The organism is Helicobacter sp. NHP22-001 (assembly GCF_030270165.1).
Lineage (GTDB): Bacteria > Campylobacterota > Campylobacteria > Campylobacterales > Helicobacteraceae > Helicobacter > Helicobacter gastrofelis.
The window spans coordinates 37,867-54,662 of sequence record NZ_BSWS01000007.1 but is presented as its reverse complement, the minus strand read 5'-3'; the positions used below and the strand labels follow the sequence as shown (position 1 = coordinate 54,662).

Sequence of the window (16,796 nt, the reverse complement as noted above, 5' to 3'; positions counted from 1 at the left end):
GGTGGGCAAGCACCCCTTAAACGGGGTGCCCCCGTTTTGGTTTAGTATAGTGGCAGTGGAAGTGCCATTATAACCACGAGAGCTGTGAGTATTTTCATATTGGCTTCTCCTTTCAGGGAAGCCACCACTACCTCCCTCAACCCTAGCTTACGCTATGCTCCAAATGTTCCACAAAGAAGTAGCCAACATGGTACCCGAAGTCCGCATTCTAACACAGCATCCTTTAAGCATGGCTTGAAAAATGACCATACATCATTCCCTTTGATGTCTCACAAACCCCAAATTTGGAATAAACTTTGCTTAGGATTTGGTAATTCAGTTAAAGGATCACCATGCTCCGCTCTTTATGGTCTGGCGTTAACGGGATGCAGGCGCACCAAATCGCCCTAGATATTGAAAGCAACAACATCGCCAATGTCAACACCACGGGCTTTAAATACTCTAGAGCTTCCTTTGTAGACATGCTCTCTCAAGTTAAGCTCATCGCCACCGCCCCCTATAAAAACGGCCTAGCAGGGCAAAACGACTTCTCTGTGGGTCTTGGTGTGGGCGTGGACGCAACCACTAAGATTTTCTCACAGGGCAATTTGCAAAACACCGATGTGAAAACCGACCTTGCCATTGAGGGCGATGGCTTTTTTGTCATCAGCCCCGATCGGGGCGTTACGCGCAACTTCACCCGCAGCGGGGAATTTCTCTTTGACGCACAGGGCAGCCTTGTAACTACGGGTGGGTATGTGGTGCAGGGCTGGGTGCGCGACCCTAAGGACATGGGCTCTAAGGGGAGTGAAACCGACTTGCTTAAAATTGACAACACCAAACCTTTACAAAATATCCGCATCGATCCGGGGATGGTGATGCCCGCACGCTCGAGCACAAAAATCTCCATGCGTGCCAACCTCAACGCCGGTCGCCACGCTGACCAAACGGGCAGTATCTTCATGCTCGACTCTTCTAGCCGCACGCCCTCTGATGGCGTGAAGCCCCAATACGACTCTTCCACGAATTTAACCCAAGTCGCTGAGGACATGGGTTCTTTGTTTAACGAAGATGGGGATGCGTTTTTGCTCAATGAAGATCAGGGCATTTGGGTGAGCTATAAAAACGCCACCATGAAAAGGGACATCACCGCCACCAACCAAAACAGCACCGTCGAGATCAATGGGACAAAAATCTCTTTTACCAACGACTCGGCTGTGTCTAAAATCAGCACCCTCTCCGCCGCCCAAAATGCGATCAACGCTGTAAAAAACAAAACAGGGGTAGAAGCCTATGTAGACAATGGGCAGTTGCGCCTCGAGAATAAAAACAATCTTGAGGGCGACAAACATGTGAAAAACATTGTCGTTACCGGGGCGGGCACGGGGGCGTTTTCTAAATTTGTTAAGGGGGATCAAAGTATCACCGCCTTTAGATACCGCTACACCAAGGGCATCGATGCCGACTCGACCACAGGGCAATTTAAAACCACGGAAGATTTGCGGGCGTTGATGCAACACGATGCCAACATCGTCAAAGACCCTAGCCTCAAAGCCAACTATAAAGACTCCACCGCCTCCGTGTCTGTCAAAGTGAATAAAAATGGCATGTTTGAAATCACCAATAAGGACGATGGTAAACCCCAAAAAGACAATTTAAGCATTTTTGTCACCAACTACACCTCTGCCAAAGTGACTAAAAATGTCCTCTTTGGCAAGACCATGGGGGCACTCAACACCGCTTCGCTCATTGAAGGCGGCATCTCCACCTCCACCTCCAAGCTCACCCACGCCACGCACGCAAGCAGCGTGGACTTAGTGGATAGCTTAGGCACCAAGCACACCATGCGCTTAGAGTTTTACAAAGCAGGCGGGGCAGAGTGGCGCTTTAGAGTGATTGTGCCCGAACCCGGCGAAATTATCGGCAGCTCGCCCGAGCGCCCCAATGTGTTTGAAAATGGGGTCTTGCACTTTAATAAAGACGGTTCACTAGCAGGCATGAATCCCCCCCTCTTGCAATTCAACCCCCACAATGGCTCGGATTCGCCCCAACGGATCACGCTCAACTTTGGTTCAGCCGGGGCCTTTGATGGGATCACTAGCGTGGATAAAATCTCTGAAACCTATGCCATTGAGCAAAACGGCTATGTGGCGGGGGATTTAATGGATGTGCGCTTTGACAATAACGGGACCTTGCTCGGGGCCTTTAGCAATGGCAAGAGTTTAGCCCTAGCGCAAGTGGCACTAGCGAACTTTGCCAACGATGCGGGCTTACAAGCGGACGGGGGTAGCGTGTTCTCAGAAACGAGCAACTCGGGTAAGGCCCTCATTGGGGCAGCCAACACGGGGCGCAGGGGCGGGGTGTCTGGCTCTAAGTTGGAGTCGAGCAATGTGGATTTGAGCCGCAGTTTGACAAATTTAATCGTGGTGCAGCGGGGTTTTCAAGCCAACTCTAAGGCGGTAACGACCTCAGATCAGATTTTAAACACCTTGTTAAACCTCAAGCAGTAGTTAGGGCATGCACGAGTATTCGGTCGTTTCTTCTTTAATGGATTTGTGCGAAACGCATGCCAGAAAGCACAACGCCACCAAAATCGAGCGGGTGGTGGTGAGCATTGGCGAGCGTTGCGGGATGGACAAACAACTCTTCATGAGCGCATTTGAAACTTTTAAAGAGGAGCTAGACATTTGCAAGGAAGCGATCTTAGAAATTGTGGATGAAAAAGTGGAGTTGGAGTGTTTGGAGTGCAAACAAACCTATGCCCCGCCCAATTTGGAGTATGGGGTGTGCGGGCATTGCGGGTCGCAAAAGGTGCGCCTAAGTAAGGGGACACAAATGCAGCTGCTGTCTTTGGAGATGGTGTGATTGATGCGATTTTTCAAGAATTTATCAAGAAAGCCCCTGAGATGAAAGAGAGTTGGGAGGTGGTGCAACTCTTTGAGGAGGAGCGACAGAAATTTCAAGAGGAGTTACAAGCCTATGAGGAGGAGATTGAGAACGCACGGGTGGCACTAAGGGATTTGCGGGCGCAAATCGTGCAGACCAAAGATCAGATCAAAGAGTTGCAGACCCTCCAAAAAAGCAAGGAAGAGGAAATCCAAGAAATCCGCCAAGAGTTGTTGTCGCATAAAATCAAGCGGGATTTATGGCAACTAGAAAAAGACAAGCCCGAGCTGCAAGACATCGATGAGCCCCTGCCCCAAGCACTAGAGGTCGTGGAGATTTATTTAAAAGACCACTCCATCGCAAGGGCACGCCCGGCCAAGCGCTATTTTGCCGACAATCTCTACCGACAATACCGCGTGCTTTTAAGAGAAAACCATGTGCTCAAAGACCGCGTTTTTGGGCTAGATTTAGAAAACAGCACGCTCAAAATTGAGCTAAGGGATCGCCAAACTCAAGACAAATTACAAGTCAAAGACCCCGAAGATCCGCAATGAAAATCTTAGTCAGTGCTCTAGAAGTGAGCTCCAACATCCATTTAAAAGCCTTGCGTCCCCACTTGCCTGAAGTGGAGTGGCTGGGCGTGTATGAACCCCTAAATGCAAGGGACAAGCCCATTTTATCGCCTAAAAATTTTTCTGTGATGGGTTTTAAAGAGGTCTTTGGGCGCTTGTTCTTTTTCTACAAGGCTCTAAAAACCATGGCACATTTAGCCGAGCAAGCCGACCTAGTGCTACTCATGGACTCATCCTCGTTTAACATCCCCCTAGCCAAGCGCATTAAAAAAGCGCAACCAAATAAGCCCATTTTATACTATATTTTGCCCCAAGTGTGGGCGTGGAAAGCGTATAGAGCTCCAATCATTGAAAAGTATTGCGACAAACTCGCCGCGATTTTGCCCTTTGAGCTCAGTTACTACCAAGAAAAGGCGCAGTTTGTAGGTCATCCGCTCTTAGATGAGATCAAATACCAAAAAACTGAGGTGGGGGGCGAGAGTGTGGTGTTTATGCCCGGCAGCCGCAAGCAAGAGATTGAGCGTATTTTGCCCATTTTCGTGCAGGTGGCGCAAAAAATTAGGGGTAAAAAAGTCTTGGTCGTGCCCGCAAGCTTTCAAGGGCAGGATTTAAATGCCTTGTATGGGGCGCATTTAAAGCTCTTTGAAGTGTCCTTTGACGCACACAAGAGCTTATACGAGGCGTCCTTTGCCTTTATTTGCAGCGGCACCGCCACACTAGAGGCCGCACTCATCGGCACGCCCTTTGTGTTGGCTTATAAAGCCCGCCCCCTAGATTTTTTCATCGCCAAAAACTTGGTGCATTTAACCTGCATTGGGCTTGCCAACATCTTTTATAATGCCCTGCACAATGAAAGCCCAGGCAGAGGACAAACCATGCTGCACCCTGAGATTATCCAAGACGACCTCAACGCCCCCAAACTCTTGGAGATTTACGATACATTAGATCGAGGGAAATTTTTACAAGAGTCGCAAAAAATCCGGGCGTATTTGCAACACGGAAGCGCACAAGTGGTTGCCGAGTGGATTAAACATGGCCTAAAGCCTTAAATTCTTGTATAATCATCGTTTTAGCACGCACTAGGAGTCCTTATGGCAGTTACCCCCAAAAAACCCGCTAAAGCAGCCCCCCAAGATGTCCCAAAGAGGCTACGTCGCGTAGGGCTGTTTGAAACCGCCCAAAACACGCAGATCGTGCCGGCGCGGGGGTTGTTGCAAGGGATCAATGACATCGGGCAATTCATTGTTAAAATGAAAAAGCATGTCAAAATGGGTGAAAAACCCGAAGTGGAATGGATCATCGATCAAATTTGTAACCATTGTGGGGGCAAGTTGCAGCACAACAAAGAGCTTGCCACTTGCCCCTATTGCCATTGGGCTCTGCATATTGAGAGCCTGACTTACCAAAATGGCACGCCCAAAAAGCCCTTAAAATGCCGTGTAGAGGGGCGCTCTTTGGTGGTGGACACTTCCATAGACCTAAACAACCCTTACCAATCCAGTTTTAAGGGGGATTTTAAAATCCGCTATTTAAACCACGCTTGTCTTTACATTGAGGCGGGGGGGGTGAGCTTGATCACCGATCCGTGGCTTTTAGGGCCTAGCTTTCTTGGCAGTGGGTATTTAGAAAAGGCAAGCTGCAAAGAAGCCGTGCATGCGCTTATGAAGGCAGATTTTATCTTCATCTCCTCGAACCGCTCCAGCTGTTTACACCCCCAAACTTTAGCCTTCTTGTCTAAAACAAAGCCCTTCATCGTGCCTAATTTTGCCTCTAAAAGTGTGGAAAAAAGCCTAAAGGGTCTAGGCTTTAACAACATCTACTCGCTGGAGTTTACCGAGATTTACGAGTTTGGCTCATTTTTCCAATTCAGCGTATTCGCCCCCCCCGATGGCACAGAAGAGAGTGGGCTGTATTTATGCTTGTCCGGGCACGATGTCATCGTCAACGCCTATGGGGGCTATCTCAATTCCTTTAATTTGCCAAGCGATTTGACCTTGCTTTGCACCGCCTTTAGTGGGGGAACTTCCGGCTTTCCCTTTTGCGTCAATAATTACGATGAAGCCACGCAAAAGAGCCTACACGCCAGCCATTTGGAGGGCTTTAAAAATCAACTAGAGAATTTAATTGCAGCCACTAAGCCCGCCTATGTGATGCCCATTGCCACGCCCTACAACCAAGACGCCACTAGGGATAGCGCCATTAAAGCCCTGAATTTAAAAAACCCCTTCAAAGAGGGGCAGCAAATTTGCGAAACCTACAGCCGCAGCCACAAAGAACAACCCGTGAAGTGGTTGCCCCCCGATGACAGCCTGACTTTGGAGTTTAAAGAGAGCGACTTGGTGCAGTGGAAGGAGGATGTCCATGCCTTAAAGAAGGAGACCCCACAGGCGTATGTCAATTTTTACACACAAAAATTCACCTACGACCCTACGGGTTTGATCGAGTATCTCAAGGCATCGGGCTACAAGGCAAAACAAATTGTAACCTTTGTGCCGATGAACGAAACCTTTGAGCGGGTGGTTGCCCCCATTGTGCAGGCCAATTTCGGCACACAAACTTTCCGCATTGTGCCCGTGCGGGCGATCGTTAGACAACAGGAGGGCTACCGCACCTTAGTGCTCAAGGTGCGGCCCGAGATTTTAGCCTGTGTGATAGCTCATGGGCTCTCCTTTGCCGAGATGGTTAGGGGCTTTCATTGCCGCCTAGAGCGTAGCCCCAATGTCTACGAAGCCCATTTTTGGCATCACTTCAGCCATCAATACATCGCCCCCAAACCCTACACCATTGAACTTGCCAAAGGATAATGTATGTTTTTAGCCGACACTAGGGGCGGGGGCGAGTTGCCCCTACTGCAGGCCCTAGCCCACCCCGCTAGCCCCACTAAGGGGCTTTACACCCTAAAGACAATCCCCCAACTTGACTTTGCCCCATGTCTAAATTACAGCTATCAAGAGCTCGCTGCCCACATTTGCGCCGCTTTGGGTTTAAGTGGAACAATGTTACAAAGGGCCCTAGAGCGTTACAACGCCTTTGCTCAAACCGCGCCTTTAAAGATTTTAAAGCCGAATCTAGCGGTGCAAGAGCTTTACCACGGCCCCACCCTTGCCTTTAAAGACATGGCGTTGCAGCCTTTGGGGGCTTTGCTTGGTTCTTTAGCAAAGGAGAGCCAAGAGAAGTTTTTAATTTTAGTGGCGACCAGCGGGGATACGGGTCCTGCAACTTTAGCTAGTCTAGCTGGGCTAGAGAACATTAAAGTCGTGTGTCTATATCCTGCCAAGGGCACAAGCCTCGTGCAAGCCTTGCAAATGCAAACCATGGACGCGCCGAATTTAAAGGTCTATGGCATTGAGGGTAACTTTGACGATGCCCAGAGTGCGCTCAAAAACTTGCTAAATGACCCTGAGTTTAACACGCAGCTGCAAGAAAAGGGTTTTTCTATTGGAGTGGCAAACTCGGTAAACTTCGGGCGGGTGCTCTTTCAAATCATTTACCATGTGTGGGCTTATTTAGAGTGGGTGCGCTCCAAAACCCTTAAGTTTGGAGATTTTATCCGGGTAGTGGTGCCTAGTGGCAATTTTGGCAACGCTTTAGGGGCGTTTTATGCTAAAGAAATGGGTTTGCCTGTGGCTAAAATTGCCATTGTGTCTAACGCCAATGATGTGCTTGCTGAGTTTTTTAACACAGGAGTGTATGACATCAGCCATAGGACACTGCAAAAGACTTACGCCCCCGCAATGGACATTTTAAAAAGCTCCAATGTAGAACGCTTGCTTTACGCACTTTTTGGCCATGAACGCACCAAAGAGTGCATGCAAAATTTAGACACCCAAAAGCGCTACACACTCGGCGCAAGCGAATTAGAGAAATTACGGGAGCATTTTGAGGCGATTAGTTGCACAGATGCAGAATGTCTAGGCTACATCAAACAAATTTATAAGGATTTTAACTATCTCATTGACCCACACACCGCCACCGCTTTTAAAGCCCTTGAAAGCCTAAAAAGCCCCTTGCCTAGCGTGATCGTCTCCACTGCTTCGTGGGCTAAGTTCCCCAAAACCACTTGTTTAGCTTTAGAAAACAAGCCTGCCAAAGATGATAAAGAAGCCCTAGAAGTTTTAGCCAAACAAGGGATTGTCCCTCCAAGCTGTGTTACAGACCTATTTAAGAAGCCCCCCATCCACACAGAAGTTTTAAAAGTCACTGAAATTGCTAGCCACATTAAAGCGTGGCTTTAATTTAGGTGCGTGTGCTTTGGGTGAGCGCATAGCTCCACACTACACGCCCGATCAGTGCACCTCTCTCCACACTTTTTGTTTCCAAAAGTAGGCAAGTAGGGTCATCACCGCAAAGAAGAGCATGATTTGGATACCTAGCCGGTGGCGTTGGTGGTGTTTGCTATCCCCCGTTTGCTCCAAGTAGTTGATCACTTGCTCTTGCGCTTTTTTGGTAAGACCCACTCTAGGCATGGCTGTGCCGTGCAAGAGTTTTTGTGGATCATTGATGAAAACTTCTAGTTTTTCACGCCCTAGTGAGCGGATCATCATGGACAAGTCGGGGGCGTTAGAGCCTAAGTAGCGGTGCAAGTCTTTATGATCGGTGATGGCGTAGAGCTTGTCGTATTTAATGTCGTGGCATCTTTGGCAGGCTTGCATAAAGACTTGTTTATCGCTTAAGTTTTTAGGCGCAATCGAAACCAAGTAGGCCACAATGTCTGCCAAATCCTGATCGCTAAATTGGGTAAAAGCGGGCATGGGATAGGGGTGATCGTCCTTATACTTGTGGGTGAGCAAAGCCGCCTTTGTGGGGTCCTTGATGAAGTGGGCTAAAAATTGCGGGTTAAGCACGCTGGCGATGTGGGAAAGATCGGGGGGCACCACACCAAAGCTTACCCCGGCTGCAGCCTTGTCCATGGGGGCGGGGATTTTTTGGCTTTTAAGGCTATGGCACGCCACACAATTTTGTGCCACCAAGTCCTTGCCCTTGCTCGCCACGCCCCTACTCAAGTCAATGGGCTTTAAGTCTTTAAAAGCAAAGTCAGCGGGCGCGGTTTTGGGCTCCATAATGGAGTGGGCGTAGGGTTCTACCCCATAGTAAAGTGCCCCGATGACAATGATCAAGATCGCCAAAATTTTTAATTCTTTCACCTTAAGCTCCTTTCTTTTCAGCCCGACTGATGAGGGGCAAAATGACAAAGAAAAGGGCTAAGAAAATGAGCGAGGCAACGAGGCCGACATATCTATTATTGCCCACAGGCGGGAGCTTGCCATAGATCGTCAGCACCACCATATCCACCACCAAGAGCCAAAACCACACTTGGAAGGCTTTGCGCTGGTGGGCGGGTTTAACTACGGGGCTGTTGTCTAAAAGGGGCAGTAAGAAAAAGATGATTTGCACGATGCCAAAGACCACAAGCCCCAAGTTGCCATTAAAAAAGAAGCCGCGTAAGACCTCATAACTCCACAAGAAATACCATTCGGGGTAAATGTGTGTGGGGGTTTTTAGGCTGTTGGCACGCTCAAAGTTGATGGGGTCCATGGCAAACTCATAATGGTAGCACACCAAGTAAAAGAAAAACACCATGAAAGCGCACACCACGAAAATATCTTTAGACAAAAACACGGGCCAAAAGGGGATGACTTTAGATTCTTTTTTATTGCCCTCTTTGTATTTTTTCTCCTCGGCTTCAAAGTCTAACACCTCACCCTCTTGGTTATTGACATGGGGGATGCGCAGTGAATAAAAGTGCATGCCTATAATCATAATAATGACAACGGGCAACAAGAACACATGCAACATAAAGAAACGGGTTAAAGTCGCGTCCGCCACCACATAGTTGCCCCGAATCCACATTAAAAGATCAGGCCCAATCACGGGGATTTTGCCAAAGAGCCCGGTGATCACCGAAGCCGCCCAATAGCTCATTTGCCCCCAAGGCAGCATATACCCACTAAACGCCTCGGCGCTGAAGATCACAAACAACAACATGCCGCTGATCCAAATCATCTCCCGCCCTCTTTTGTAAGAGCCATAGTAAATCGCTACGAACATGTGGATGTAGATGATGACAAAGATCATGCTCGCGGCGGTGGCGTGTATGTGCCGCCACAGCCACCCAAAGGCGACCTCTTGCATGATGGTGAAATTCACGCTGTCGTAAGCTAGTTTGGCATCGGGCTTGTAATACATCAAAAGAAAGATGCCCGAAACCACAAGGGCGGTAAACAAGGTGAGTAAGACCACCCCCATCGCCCACAAGAAGTTAATGTTTTTAGGAATCCAATACTCGGTCATCAAAACCTTGGTGAGTTTTTTGATCCCAAGTCTCTGGTCCAACCAATCCACAACGCCCTCTGCTTTTTTCATCTCCGCCATGTGTGATCCTTACGCCTTCATCATTGCTTGATACTCTTTGCCCACAGCCCCAAAGGTGATCTTTGTGCCCTCTAACTTGAAGGGGGGGATTTCAAAGGGGCGGGGGGGCGGCGTGCCTGCGATATTCACGCCATCGCTTGTGAAACGCCCCCCATGACAGGGGCATAAAAAGCCCTTGTCAATGGACTCAAAATTAGGGATACAGCCCAAATGTGTACAAATCTGCACCCCCACGGTGAAAACCCCATTGTTGAGCTTAAAATCCCGCTTTGTGTCAAAGGGCATGTGGAGGGTTTTGCGGATGATGTAAACGGGCTTGCCCCGCCACGCCACGCTGCTAAACTCCCCGTCCTTCATGTTGGAAATGTCCACGGTCGTAAAGCCCGCCGACACCACGCTAGGCAAGGGGTCCCATGTCTTTTTCATGGCAACCAGCCCTGCAAGTGCGCCCGCGCCCGCCACGCCTGCAAGCGCCATGCTCAAAAAATCCCGCCGATTCATCTCAGCCATCATCGCTCCTCTAGCATTTTTACAAAACATGTATTCTACACTGGAAAACTTAATATAGTGTCTAAAGTGGGGCTTAGGCCTTTAAATCCGCCCAGTTTGTCCCCAAACACACATGGCACTCTAGGGGGACTTTAAGTGGGTAAATCTCTTGCATGAGCGTTTTAAGCTCTTTGGCGAGCGTGTCCGCTTGGTCTTTAGGCACTTCTAAAATAAGCTCGTCATGCACTTGCACGAGCATTTTAAGCTCGGAGTATTTGTCCTTCACCGCCAACATAGCCAGTTTCATTAAATCGCTTGCGCTGCCTTGAAAAAGCGTGTTTGCCCCCTCTCTTAAATAGTCGGCGACAAGTTTTTGGCTTGCTCCTTGAAAGTTGAAGGCACGCACATGCCCTAGCAAAGTTTGCACCTGCCCTTCCTCTAAAATCCGCTCTTTCAAGCCCTCTAAAAAGCCCTTAATCGTGGGGAAGGCCTGAAAGTAGCGCTGTATGTGCTCCCTTGCCTCTTTGAGGCTGATATTGAGTGTGGTGGCGAGCCGGTTAGCCCCCATGCCATAAATGAGCCCGAAGTTGATCGCCTTGGCTAGCGGTCTTTGCGTGGGGTCGTTAAAAAGGGCTAGGGCGGTGTTTGTGTGGATGTCTTGCCGCTCTTTAAAGGCAGTGATGAGATTTGTATCCCCACTAAAATGGGCGAGTAGTCTTAGCTCCATTTGCGAGTAGTCTAGACCTAGCAACATGCAATTTTTAGGGGCGATGAAGGCTCGGGCAATCTGCTGCCCTAAGGGGGTGCGCATGGGGATATTTTGTAAATTGGGTTTGCTCGAGCTTAACCTTGAGGAGGCGGTGGTGGTTTGGTGGAAAATTGTGTGGATTTTGCCCTTAACTTGGCGCTCTAAGAGGGGCTTAACATAAGTGCTTTGCAGTTTAAAAAGCTCGCGGTATTCTAAAAGCGTGCTTAATAATTTAGACACCTCAACCCCCTGAATGCTCTGCCCCGTGTAGGCTTGCTGTAAGGCTTTGAGGCTGGCTTCATTGGTGGAGAGCCCGGTTTTAATCTTTATGGCGTGCTTGCTCTCAAGCCCTAAATGCGTGTAGAGAAACTGCGCCCATTGTTTGGCGGAATTGGGGTTAATGTCTGTGTGGGCTTGGGCGTGTATGCGTTGTTCCAGCTGCGCTAAAGTCTGTTTAAACTCAGCGTCTAAGCCTTGTAAATACTCTAAATCTAGCAAAAACCCATGCCCTTGCATTTCGCATAAAAGTCTAAGCAGGGGGTATTCTAAATTGTGGGCGAGCTCCCACAAGGGGGGGGTTAAATGTGCCTTGTAATGCTCATAGGCTTTTAAAATGATGGGGGCATTGTGGCGCATAGCGGCGGCGATTTGGGCTGTGTCACCCTCTAGGGGGGCTGGGGTTTCAAGGCGTAGGCTCAAGGCTAAGGCGTTTAAAGAGTTGTCCAAATAGCAATGATCGAGCCACGCTAATAGGCTAATGTCTTCAAAGTCCACGCCCTCTAAAACACCCCCTAGCAAACTAAAGACTTCTTTTAAGTTGTAGCCAATGAGCGCGCAAGTGTAAAGCTGTTGCACCAAAGCCGGGGCGAGCAAATCATTTAGTAGCACCGCCCTAAACTCCCCCTCAAAAAACACCCCAAGCAACACCCCCTCTTTAAGCCTTTGTGCTTGCACCACACAAGTAGGGCGGTTTGCTAGCTTGTCTAACAACTCTTGGCTAGAGCTTAAAGGCGTGCTTAAGGAGTTTAAATTGACCTTGGGCTGTATTTGCTTGAGTAGAGCAAACATTTCAAACTCCGCCAAAGCGTCTTGGATTTTTAGTAGGGGGTTTTGTGTAGGAAAATCAGGGGGGGTTTTAAAGTCTAGGGTTAAATCACTTTTAAGTGTGGCGAGTTCTTTACTTAAAAAAGCTTGTTCTCTATCCTCTCTTAGGGCGTTTTGCAATTTGGCGGGGAGTTTGTCTAAATGGGCATAGAGATTTTCTAAACTCCCCCACTCTTGCAAGAGTTGCACCGCCCCCTTAGCCCCAATGCCCCTAACCCCCTTATAACCATCGCTGCTATCGCCCACTAAGCCTTGATAGTCGGTGAATTGTTTGGGGTGTATCTTGTATTTTTCTAGGCAAAAATCCACGCCTTTGGTGCTTTGCGTGCTTAAATCAAAGAGCACCACCCGCTCGTTTACAAGTTGGAAAAAGTCCTTATCTGCGCTAAAAATACGGATTTGCGGCGCGTCAAAGTGCTGGCATAAGCTGGCAATGACATCATCGCTCTCATAGCCCGCCACGCTCAAAGCACACAGCCCCATGCGCTCGATCCACTCAAAAATAATAGGGAGTTGTTCGTCTAAATGGGGGGGGGCTTGGCGGTTGGCTTTGTAGTCTTGGTGTAGGTCTTTGCGGTGGTTACTCCCACTCTCTAGGGCGAAAATTAAACCATCGGCTTTGAAGTTGTAGAGCCTTTGTATAATGCGACAAAAGGCATTGAGCCATGCGGTGTTAAAGCCCTTAGAAGTGTGTAAGTCCTTTAAGGGATAGTAAAACTTAAAGAGTAGGCTAAAGGTGTCAACAAGGTGTAGAGTTTTCATGTTTTAGGCAATGGGTGAATAAATAGCGGTGATCTTCAGGCAAGGCTTCGTAAATCTTTAGGGCAAGGGTGCGGATCTCCCAAAGGGCTTTGCTATCCGTGCGTAGACTCAAAAAGTTTTGCAAACTGCGGGCATTGAGGCTAAAGGCGAGGCTGGTTTTATAACTCTCTGGCATGGCAAATTTGGCGTAATCGTTTTTAATGTTCTGCACGATCAAAAGGCGCAGATTTTCTAAAGCTTGCACGCTCGCCCTATCCACCGCCTCTACACCCGTAAAGACTAAAAACTTTTGTGCCCGCTCTAGGTTTTGTGGCTCTAGGGGGGTAAAGCTCTCTTCGCTTTTAAGTTCTCTTAGCGTGTAACGGCTGGATTTGACCGAAAAACTTGCCATGCGATGCCTTGCCAACTCTTGCAAGCACGCCCGAGAAATGCCCTGTATGTCAAAGTTATAGAATAAATGCTCTAAAGTGGAGTTGTGGCGGTATTTGTTTGCCACGCGGTCAATGAGCTCTAAATCTTTGCGCCCCCCTTGATCGCTGTAACCAAAGCTTTGGTAACAGGTGCGGATGGCTTCATAGCAACAAGATAGGGGCGTGGCGTGTTTTAAAAGCACTTGCATGGATAGCCTTAGTTGGAATAGGGTGTGAAGCCTAGATATTTAGGCGTGTAAAGGGTGTTGGTGTAAAGGATTTGCTGATCTTGCAAGGGTTCTTTAAAGTAGCGTTGCAAGTGAGGGTAAAAGTACGCAAGCATATTTTCTAAGCAATCCACACTCGCATAGCCCACCCAATCGTATTTTAAATCACTGTTGAGTAAAGCCGCCGTTTGGTTCAAATAAGGGTTAAGCTCGGCTAGGGCGTTTGTGATGAATAGATTTTGGCGATCTTGCGGTTGTGTCAACATAAACATAGACAAATTGAAATTGATTTGTGAGGAAAGCAACATTTGTGGGCGCTCACGGCTAGAGAGTGTGCCAATTTGGCTTAAGAGCATGCCCGTTTTGACAATGGAGGTGTTGAAAAGCACCACGCCATTTTTTAAATAACGCTTTTGGTGCTTGATCTCACGCCCAAAGGTGCTCGCTTTTTTAAAGGTGATTGTGTCCTCATAAACGACATTCGCCCCCAAATCCTTGAGGCTCTTACTCAACATTGCCCCCCTAAAGCTGTCATCGTCATAGACCACTAGGGGCTTGTGCTGACTCAAGTCTAAGAGCATCGCCACTTGTTTAGGAAAGTCGATCCCCCCAAAAATGAGAGTGGAGGGCAAGTCCATGCGCTTTTCTAGTTGGTGTTTATTCACCGTAGGGACAATGGTCGGCAAGGTTAGGGGGGTCTTTGCTGCCAAATTTTGCACACCCTCTTGGGTCAAAAGGGCGATGACGAAGGGGAAACCCTCTTGGATGATGTCTTGGTAAGTTTTTTTTAAGCTATCGGGGTCTTCACTTTGGCTGTCAAAGACTTTCAGCGTGAAGTCGTGGTTTTTGAGAGCCAAATAAGCCAAAAGGGCGTTGGTGGAAGTGTCGGCATAGCGCCCCACAACTTTTTTAGGCACGAGCAAAGCCACTTTATAAACTTCTCTTTGGTTTTGTGCATCCTCCTCTTTAGGCTTTTGTGCGCTCAAAGTGGGGTTTAGCAGATCGTCTATGATGGTGTAATTGTCCTGCAGCTGCGCATCCTGTGTGTCGGCGGCGTAGTGCGCCATAAACGAAAAGATTTGCCCGCTGGCATAGAGATTGTGTAAACACTTAGGGCTGCAGGGTTCTAAATTGATCACCATTTGGCGGGCAGGCGGGATGGGTGAGGGTAGGCGAGGGTGTGCCTTAGCCCCTAGTGTGCCCAAAAACACTAGGCTTAAGAGCAACCCCAAAGGTCTAATCTTTGTGCTTCTTGAAGACATGAGGGCTTAGCATGTTGGCGGGCTGGAAAATTTCATCCAACTGTTCTTGTGTTAAATACTTGCGTTCTAACACAATTTCATGGACGGATTTACCGGTTTCTAGGGCTTCTTTGGCAATAGAGGCAGATTTTTCATAGCCAATGTGGGGATTGAGCGCGGTAACAATCCCAATGCTGTTAAACACATAATCGTGGCAAATTTTTTCATTAGCGGTGATGCCTAAAATGCACTTATCGACCAAAGTATGGATCGCACGATCGAGCATTAAGAAGGAGTGGAAGAGTTTATAGGCGATCACGGGCTCGAAAACATTGAGTTGTAACTGCCCACCCTCAGCCGCCATCGCCACAGAGAGGTCGTTGCCAATCACGGAGAAGCAGACTTGATTCACCACTTCAGGGATCACGGGATTGACTTTGCCGGGCATGATGGAGCTGCCCGGTTGCATTTTGGGTAAGTTGATTTCATTTAAGCCCGCTCTAGGACCTGAGCTTAATAAGCGCAAGTCGTTACAGATTTTAGAGAGTTTGATAGACACTCTTTTTAGGGCTCCGCTCACTTGCACATATGCCCCCGTGCTTTGGCTGGCTTCAATGAGATTTTGGGCGATCGTGAAAGGACGCCCCGTAACCTCTTGGATTTTCTTTTCCACAATACCTTTGTAATCGGGGTGGGAGTTAATGCCCGTGCCAATGGCTGTGCCACCTAAGTTAAGCACCCTTGTCCAGTTGCGCGCATCCAGGACATGCTGGATGTCTTTTTCAACCATGCACGCAAAGGTTTCAAACTCTTGCCCCAAAGTCATAGGCACAGCGTCTTGTAATTGCGTGCGCCCCATTTTGAGGACATGGGCGAACTCTTTAGCTTTTGTGGTAAAAGCGTCTTTAAGGATTTTTAGGGTTTGTGTGAGTCTGTCTAACCTTTCATAGATAGCAATTTTTAAAGCCGAAGGGTAGGTGTCGTTGGTGGATTGCGAGCGGTTGACATGGTCGTTGGGGTGGCAATATTGGTATTCGCCCTTTTTATGCCCCAAAAACTCCAAAGCCAAGTTGGCGATCACCTCATTGACATTCATGTTTGTGCTCGTGCCCGCTCCGCCTTGGATCATATCCACCACGAACTGATCCACATGCTCGCCATCGATGATCCTATCGCAGGCATTGCAAATTGCGTCCTTGATCTTCACATCAATCAGCCCTAATTCGGCGTTGGCAAGTGCGGCTGCCTTTTTCACCTGCGCGAAAGAGCGGATAAACACGGGGTAATTGCAGAGGCGATCGTGCGTGATGTTGAAGTTCTCCACCGCCCGCATGGTTTGGATGCCGTAGTATAGGTCGTCTTCAATCTCCATCTCTCCGATAAAATCGTGCTCTCGTCTAGTTGCCATGAACTCTCCTTTGGGTGAAATAAAGTGGCATTGTATCCATTTAAAATTAATATTAACACTTTAACACCAAATCATGTTATCATAATCTCAAACCGAGCAACTCTATTTTCAAGGACCATTGGTATGCAAGTGAGCGACATCCAAGAGCTGATGGCGGCTTTTGATAAAAGCCAAATCGGCTATTTGAAACTCAAGGTGGAGAGTGTGGAATTGGTGCTAGACAAGTCGGGTAAGAAAGGTGTCTCTACCCTTGTGACAGAAAGCACCCCCCACCATTCCTTACAAACCCCCACGGCTAGCGCATGTGCTATCAACACTACGGCTGGAGCAGCCAGCGTGGGACAAAAAACAAAAGAGGATTATATTTTATCCCCTATGGTGGGTACTTTCTACCACCGCCCCAGCCCCACTGCTAGCCCCTATGTGCAAGTGGGCGACACCATTAAAAAGGGGCAAGTGATCGGCATTGTGGAGGCGATGAAAATCATGAATGAGATTGAGGCCGAGTGTGATTGCAAGATTTTAGCCATTGAGGTGGACGATGCAACCGCCGTAGAATACGGCACGCAGCTCATTAAGATTGAGAAACTTTAAGGTG

At 48.4% G+C, this 16,796-nt stretch carries 14 protein-coding genes; 7 read left to right on the top strand and 7 right to left on the bottom strand.

Going from position 1 to position 16,796, the window contains the following annotated elements:
- Nucleotides 1-332: 332 nt before the first annotated feature.
- Genes flgE through thrC form a run of 6 tightly spaced genes read left to right on the top strand, consistent with a single transcriptional unit; the run spans nucleotide 333 to nucleotide 7,672 of the window.
- Nucleotides 333-2,489: a flagellar hook protein FlgE gene (gene flgE / locus QSJ47_RS06165; RefSeq protein WP_285602773.1), complete on the top strand. Its 2,157-nt coding sequence runs from the start codon at nucleotides 333-335 to the stop codon at nucleotides 2,487-2,489.
- Nucleotides 2,490-2,496: 7 nt separating this feature from the next.
- The gene (gene hypA, locus QSJ47_RS06160) at nucleotides 2,497-2,844 is read left to right on the top strand and encodes a hydrogenase/urease nickel incorporation protein HypA (RefSeq protein ID WP_285602772.1); all 348 of its coding nucleotides are present in this window, start codon (nucleotides 2,497-2,499) and stop codon (nucleotides 2,842-2,844) included.
- Entirely contained in the window at nucleotides 2,841-3,419 is a 579-nt protein-coding gene (mua, locus tag QSJ47_RS06155; protein ID WP_260321686.1) for a nickel-binding protein Mua, read from the top strand. Before hypA ends, mua begins: the two co-directional genes overlap by 4 nt.
- Entirely contained in the window at nucleotides 3,416-4,486 is a 1,071-nt protein-coding gene (gene lpxB / locus QSJ47_RS06150; protein WP_285602771.1) for a lipid-A-disaccharide synthase, read from the top strand. Before mua ends, lpxB begins: the two co-directional genes overlap by 4 nt.
- A 42-nt stretch (nucleotides 4,487-4,528) precedes the next feature.
- Nucleotides 4,529-6,241, top strand: coding sequence for an MBL fold metallo-hydrolase (locus QSJ47_RS06145; protein WP_285602770.1), 1,713 nt, complete (start codon nucleotides 4,529-4,531; stop codon nucleotides 6,239-6,241).
- Between the two features lie 3 nt (nucleotides 6,242-6,244).
- Nucleotides 6,245-7,672: a threonine synthase gene (gene thrC / locus QSJ47_RS06140; RefSeq protein WP_285602769.1), complete on the top strand. Its 1,428-nt coding sequence runs from the start codon at nucleotides 6,245-6,247 to the stop codon at nucleotides 7,670-7,672.
- Between the two features lie 51 nt (nucleotides 7,673-7,723).
- Here thrC and QSJ47_RS06135 read toward each other — a convergent pair whose 3' ends face one another.
- From QSJ47_RS06135 to aspA, 7 genes are all read right to left on the bottom strand, one after another.
- Nucleotides 7,724-8,581: a c-type cytochrome gene (locus QSJ47_RS06135; RefSeq protein ID WP_221272441.1), complete on the bottom strand. Its 858-nt coding sequence runs from the start codon at nucleotides 8,579-8,581 to the stop codon at nucleotides 7,724-7,726.
- 1 nt (nucleotide 8,582) lies between these two features.
- The gene (locus tag QSJ47_RS06130) at nucleotides 8,583-9,809 is read right to left on the bottom strand and encodes a cytochrome b (RefSeq protein ID WP_285602768.1); all 1,227 of its coding nucleotides are present in this window, start codon (nucleotides 9,807-9,809) and stop codon (nucleotides 8,583-8,585) included.
- A gap of 9 nt (nucleotides 9,810-9,818) precedes the next feature.
- Nucleotides 9,819-10,319, bottom strand: coding sequence for a Rieske 2Fe-2S domain-containing protein (locus QSJ47_RS06125; protein WP_221272443.1), 501 nt, complete (start codon nucleotides 10,317-10,319; stop codon nucleotides 9,819-9,821).
- A gap of 73 nt (nucleotides 10,320-10,392) precedes the next feature.
- Nucleotides 10,393-12,912 carry a DNA polymerase gene (locus QSJ47_RS06120; RefSeq protein ID WP_285602767.1) on the bottom strand — a complete coding sequence of 840 codons (2,520 nt, stop codon included), beginning with the start codon at nucleotides 12,910-12,912 and terminating at the stop codon, nucleotides 10,393-10,395.
- On the bottom strand, nucleotides 12,890-13,531 hold the full coding sequence (thyX, locus tag QSJ47_RS06115; protein WP_221272445.1) for an FAD-dependent thymidylate synthase: 642 nt from the start codon (nucleotides 13,529-13,531) through the stop codon (nucleotides 12,890-12,892). The genes QSJ47_RS06120 and thyX overlap by 23 nt, the downstream gene beginning before the upstream one ends.
- Before the next feature lie 8 nt (nucleotides 13,532-13,539).
- Nucleotides 13,540-14,781: a type 1 periplasmic-binding domain-containing protein gene (locus QSJ47_RS06110; RefSeq protein WP_285602766.1), complete on the bottom strand. Its 1,242-nt coding sequence runs from the start codon at nucleotides 14,779-14,781 to the stop codon at nucleotides 13,540-13,542.
- Nucleotides 14,782-14,785: 4 nt separating this feature from the next.
- The gene (gene aspA, locus QSJ47_RS06105; RefSeq protein WP_221272446.1) at nucleotides 14,786-16,198 is read right to left on the bottom strand and encodes an aspartate ammonia-lyase; all 1,413 of its coding nucleotides are present in this window, start codon (nucleotides 16,196-16,198) and stop codon (nucleotides 14,786-14,788) included.
- A gap of 123 nt (nucleotides 16,199-16,321) precedes the next feature.
- Between aspA and accB the strand changes: the two genes are divergently transcribed.
- Nucleotides 16,322-16,792, top strand: coding sequence for an acetyl-CoA carboxylase biotin carboxyl carrier protein (gene accB, locus QSJ47_RS06100; RefSeq protein WP_221272447.1), 471 nt, complete (start codon nucleotides 16,322-16,324; stop codon nucleotides 16,790-16,792).
- The last annotated feature ends 4 nt before the right edge of the window (nucleotides 16,793-16,796 follow it).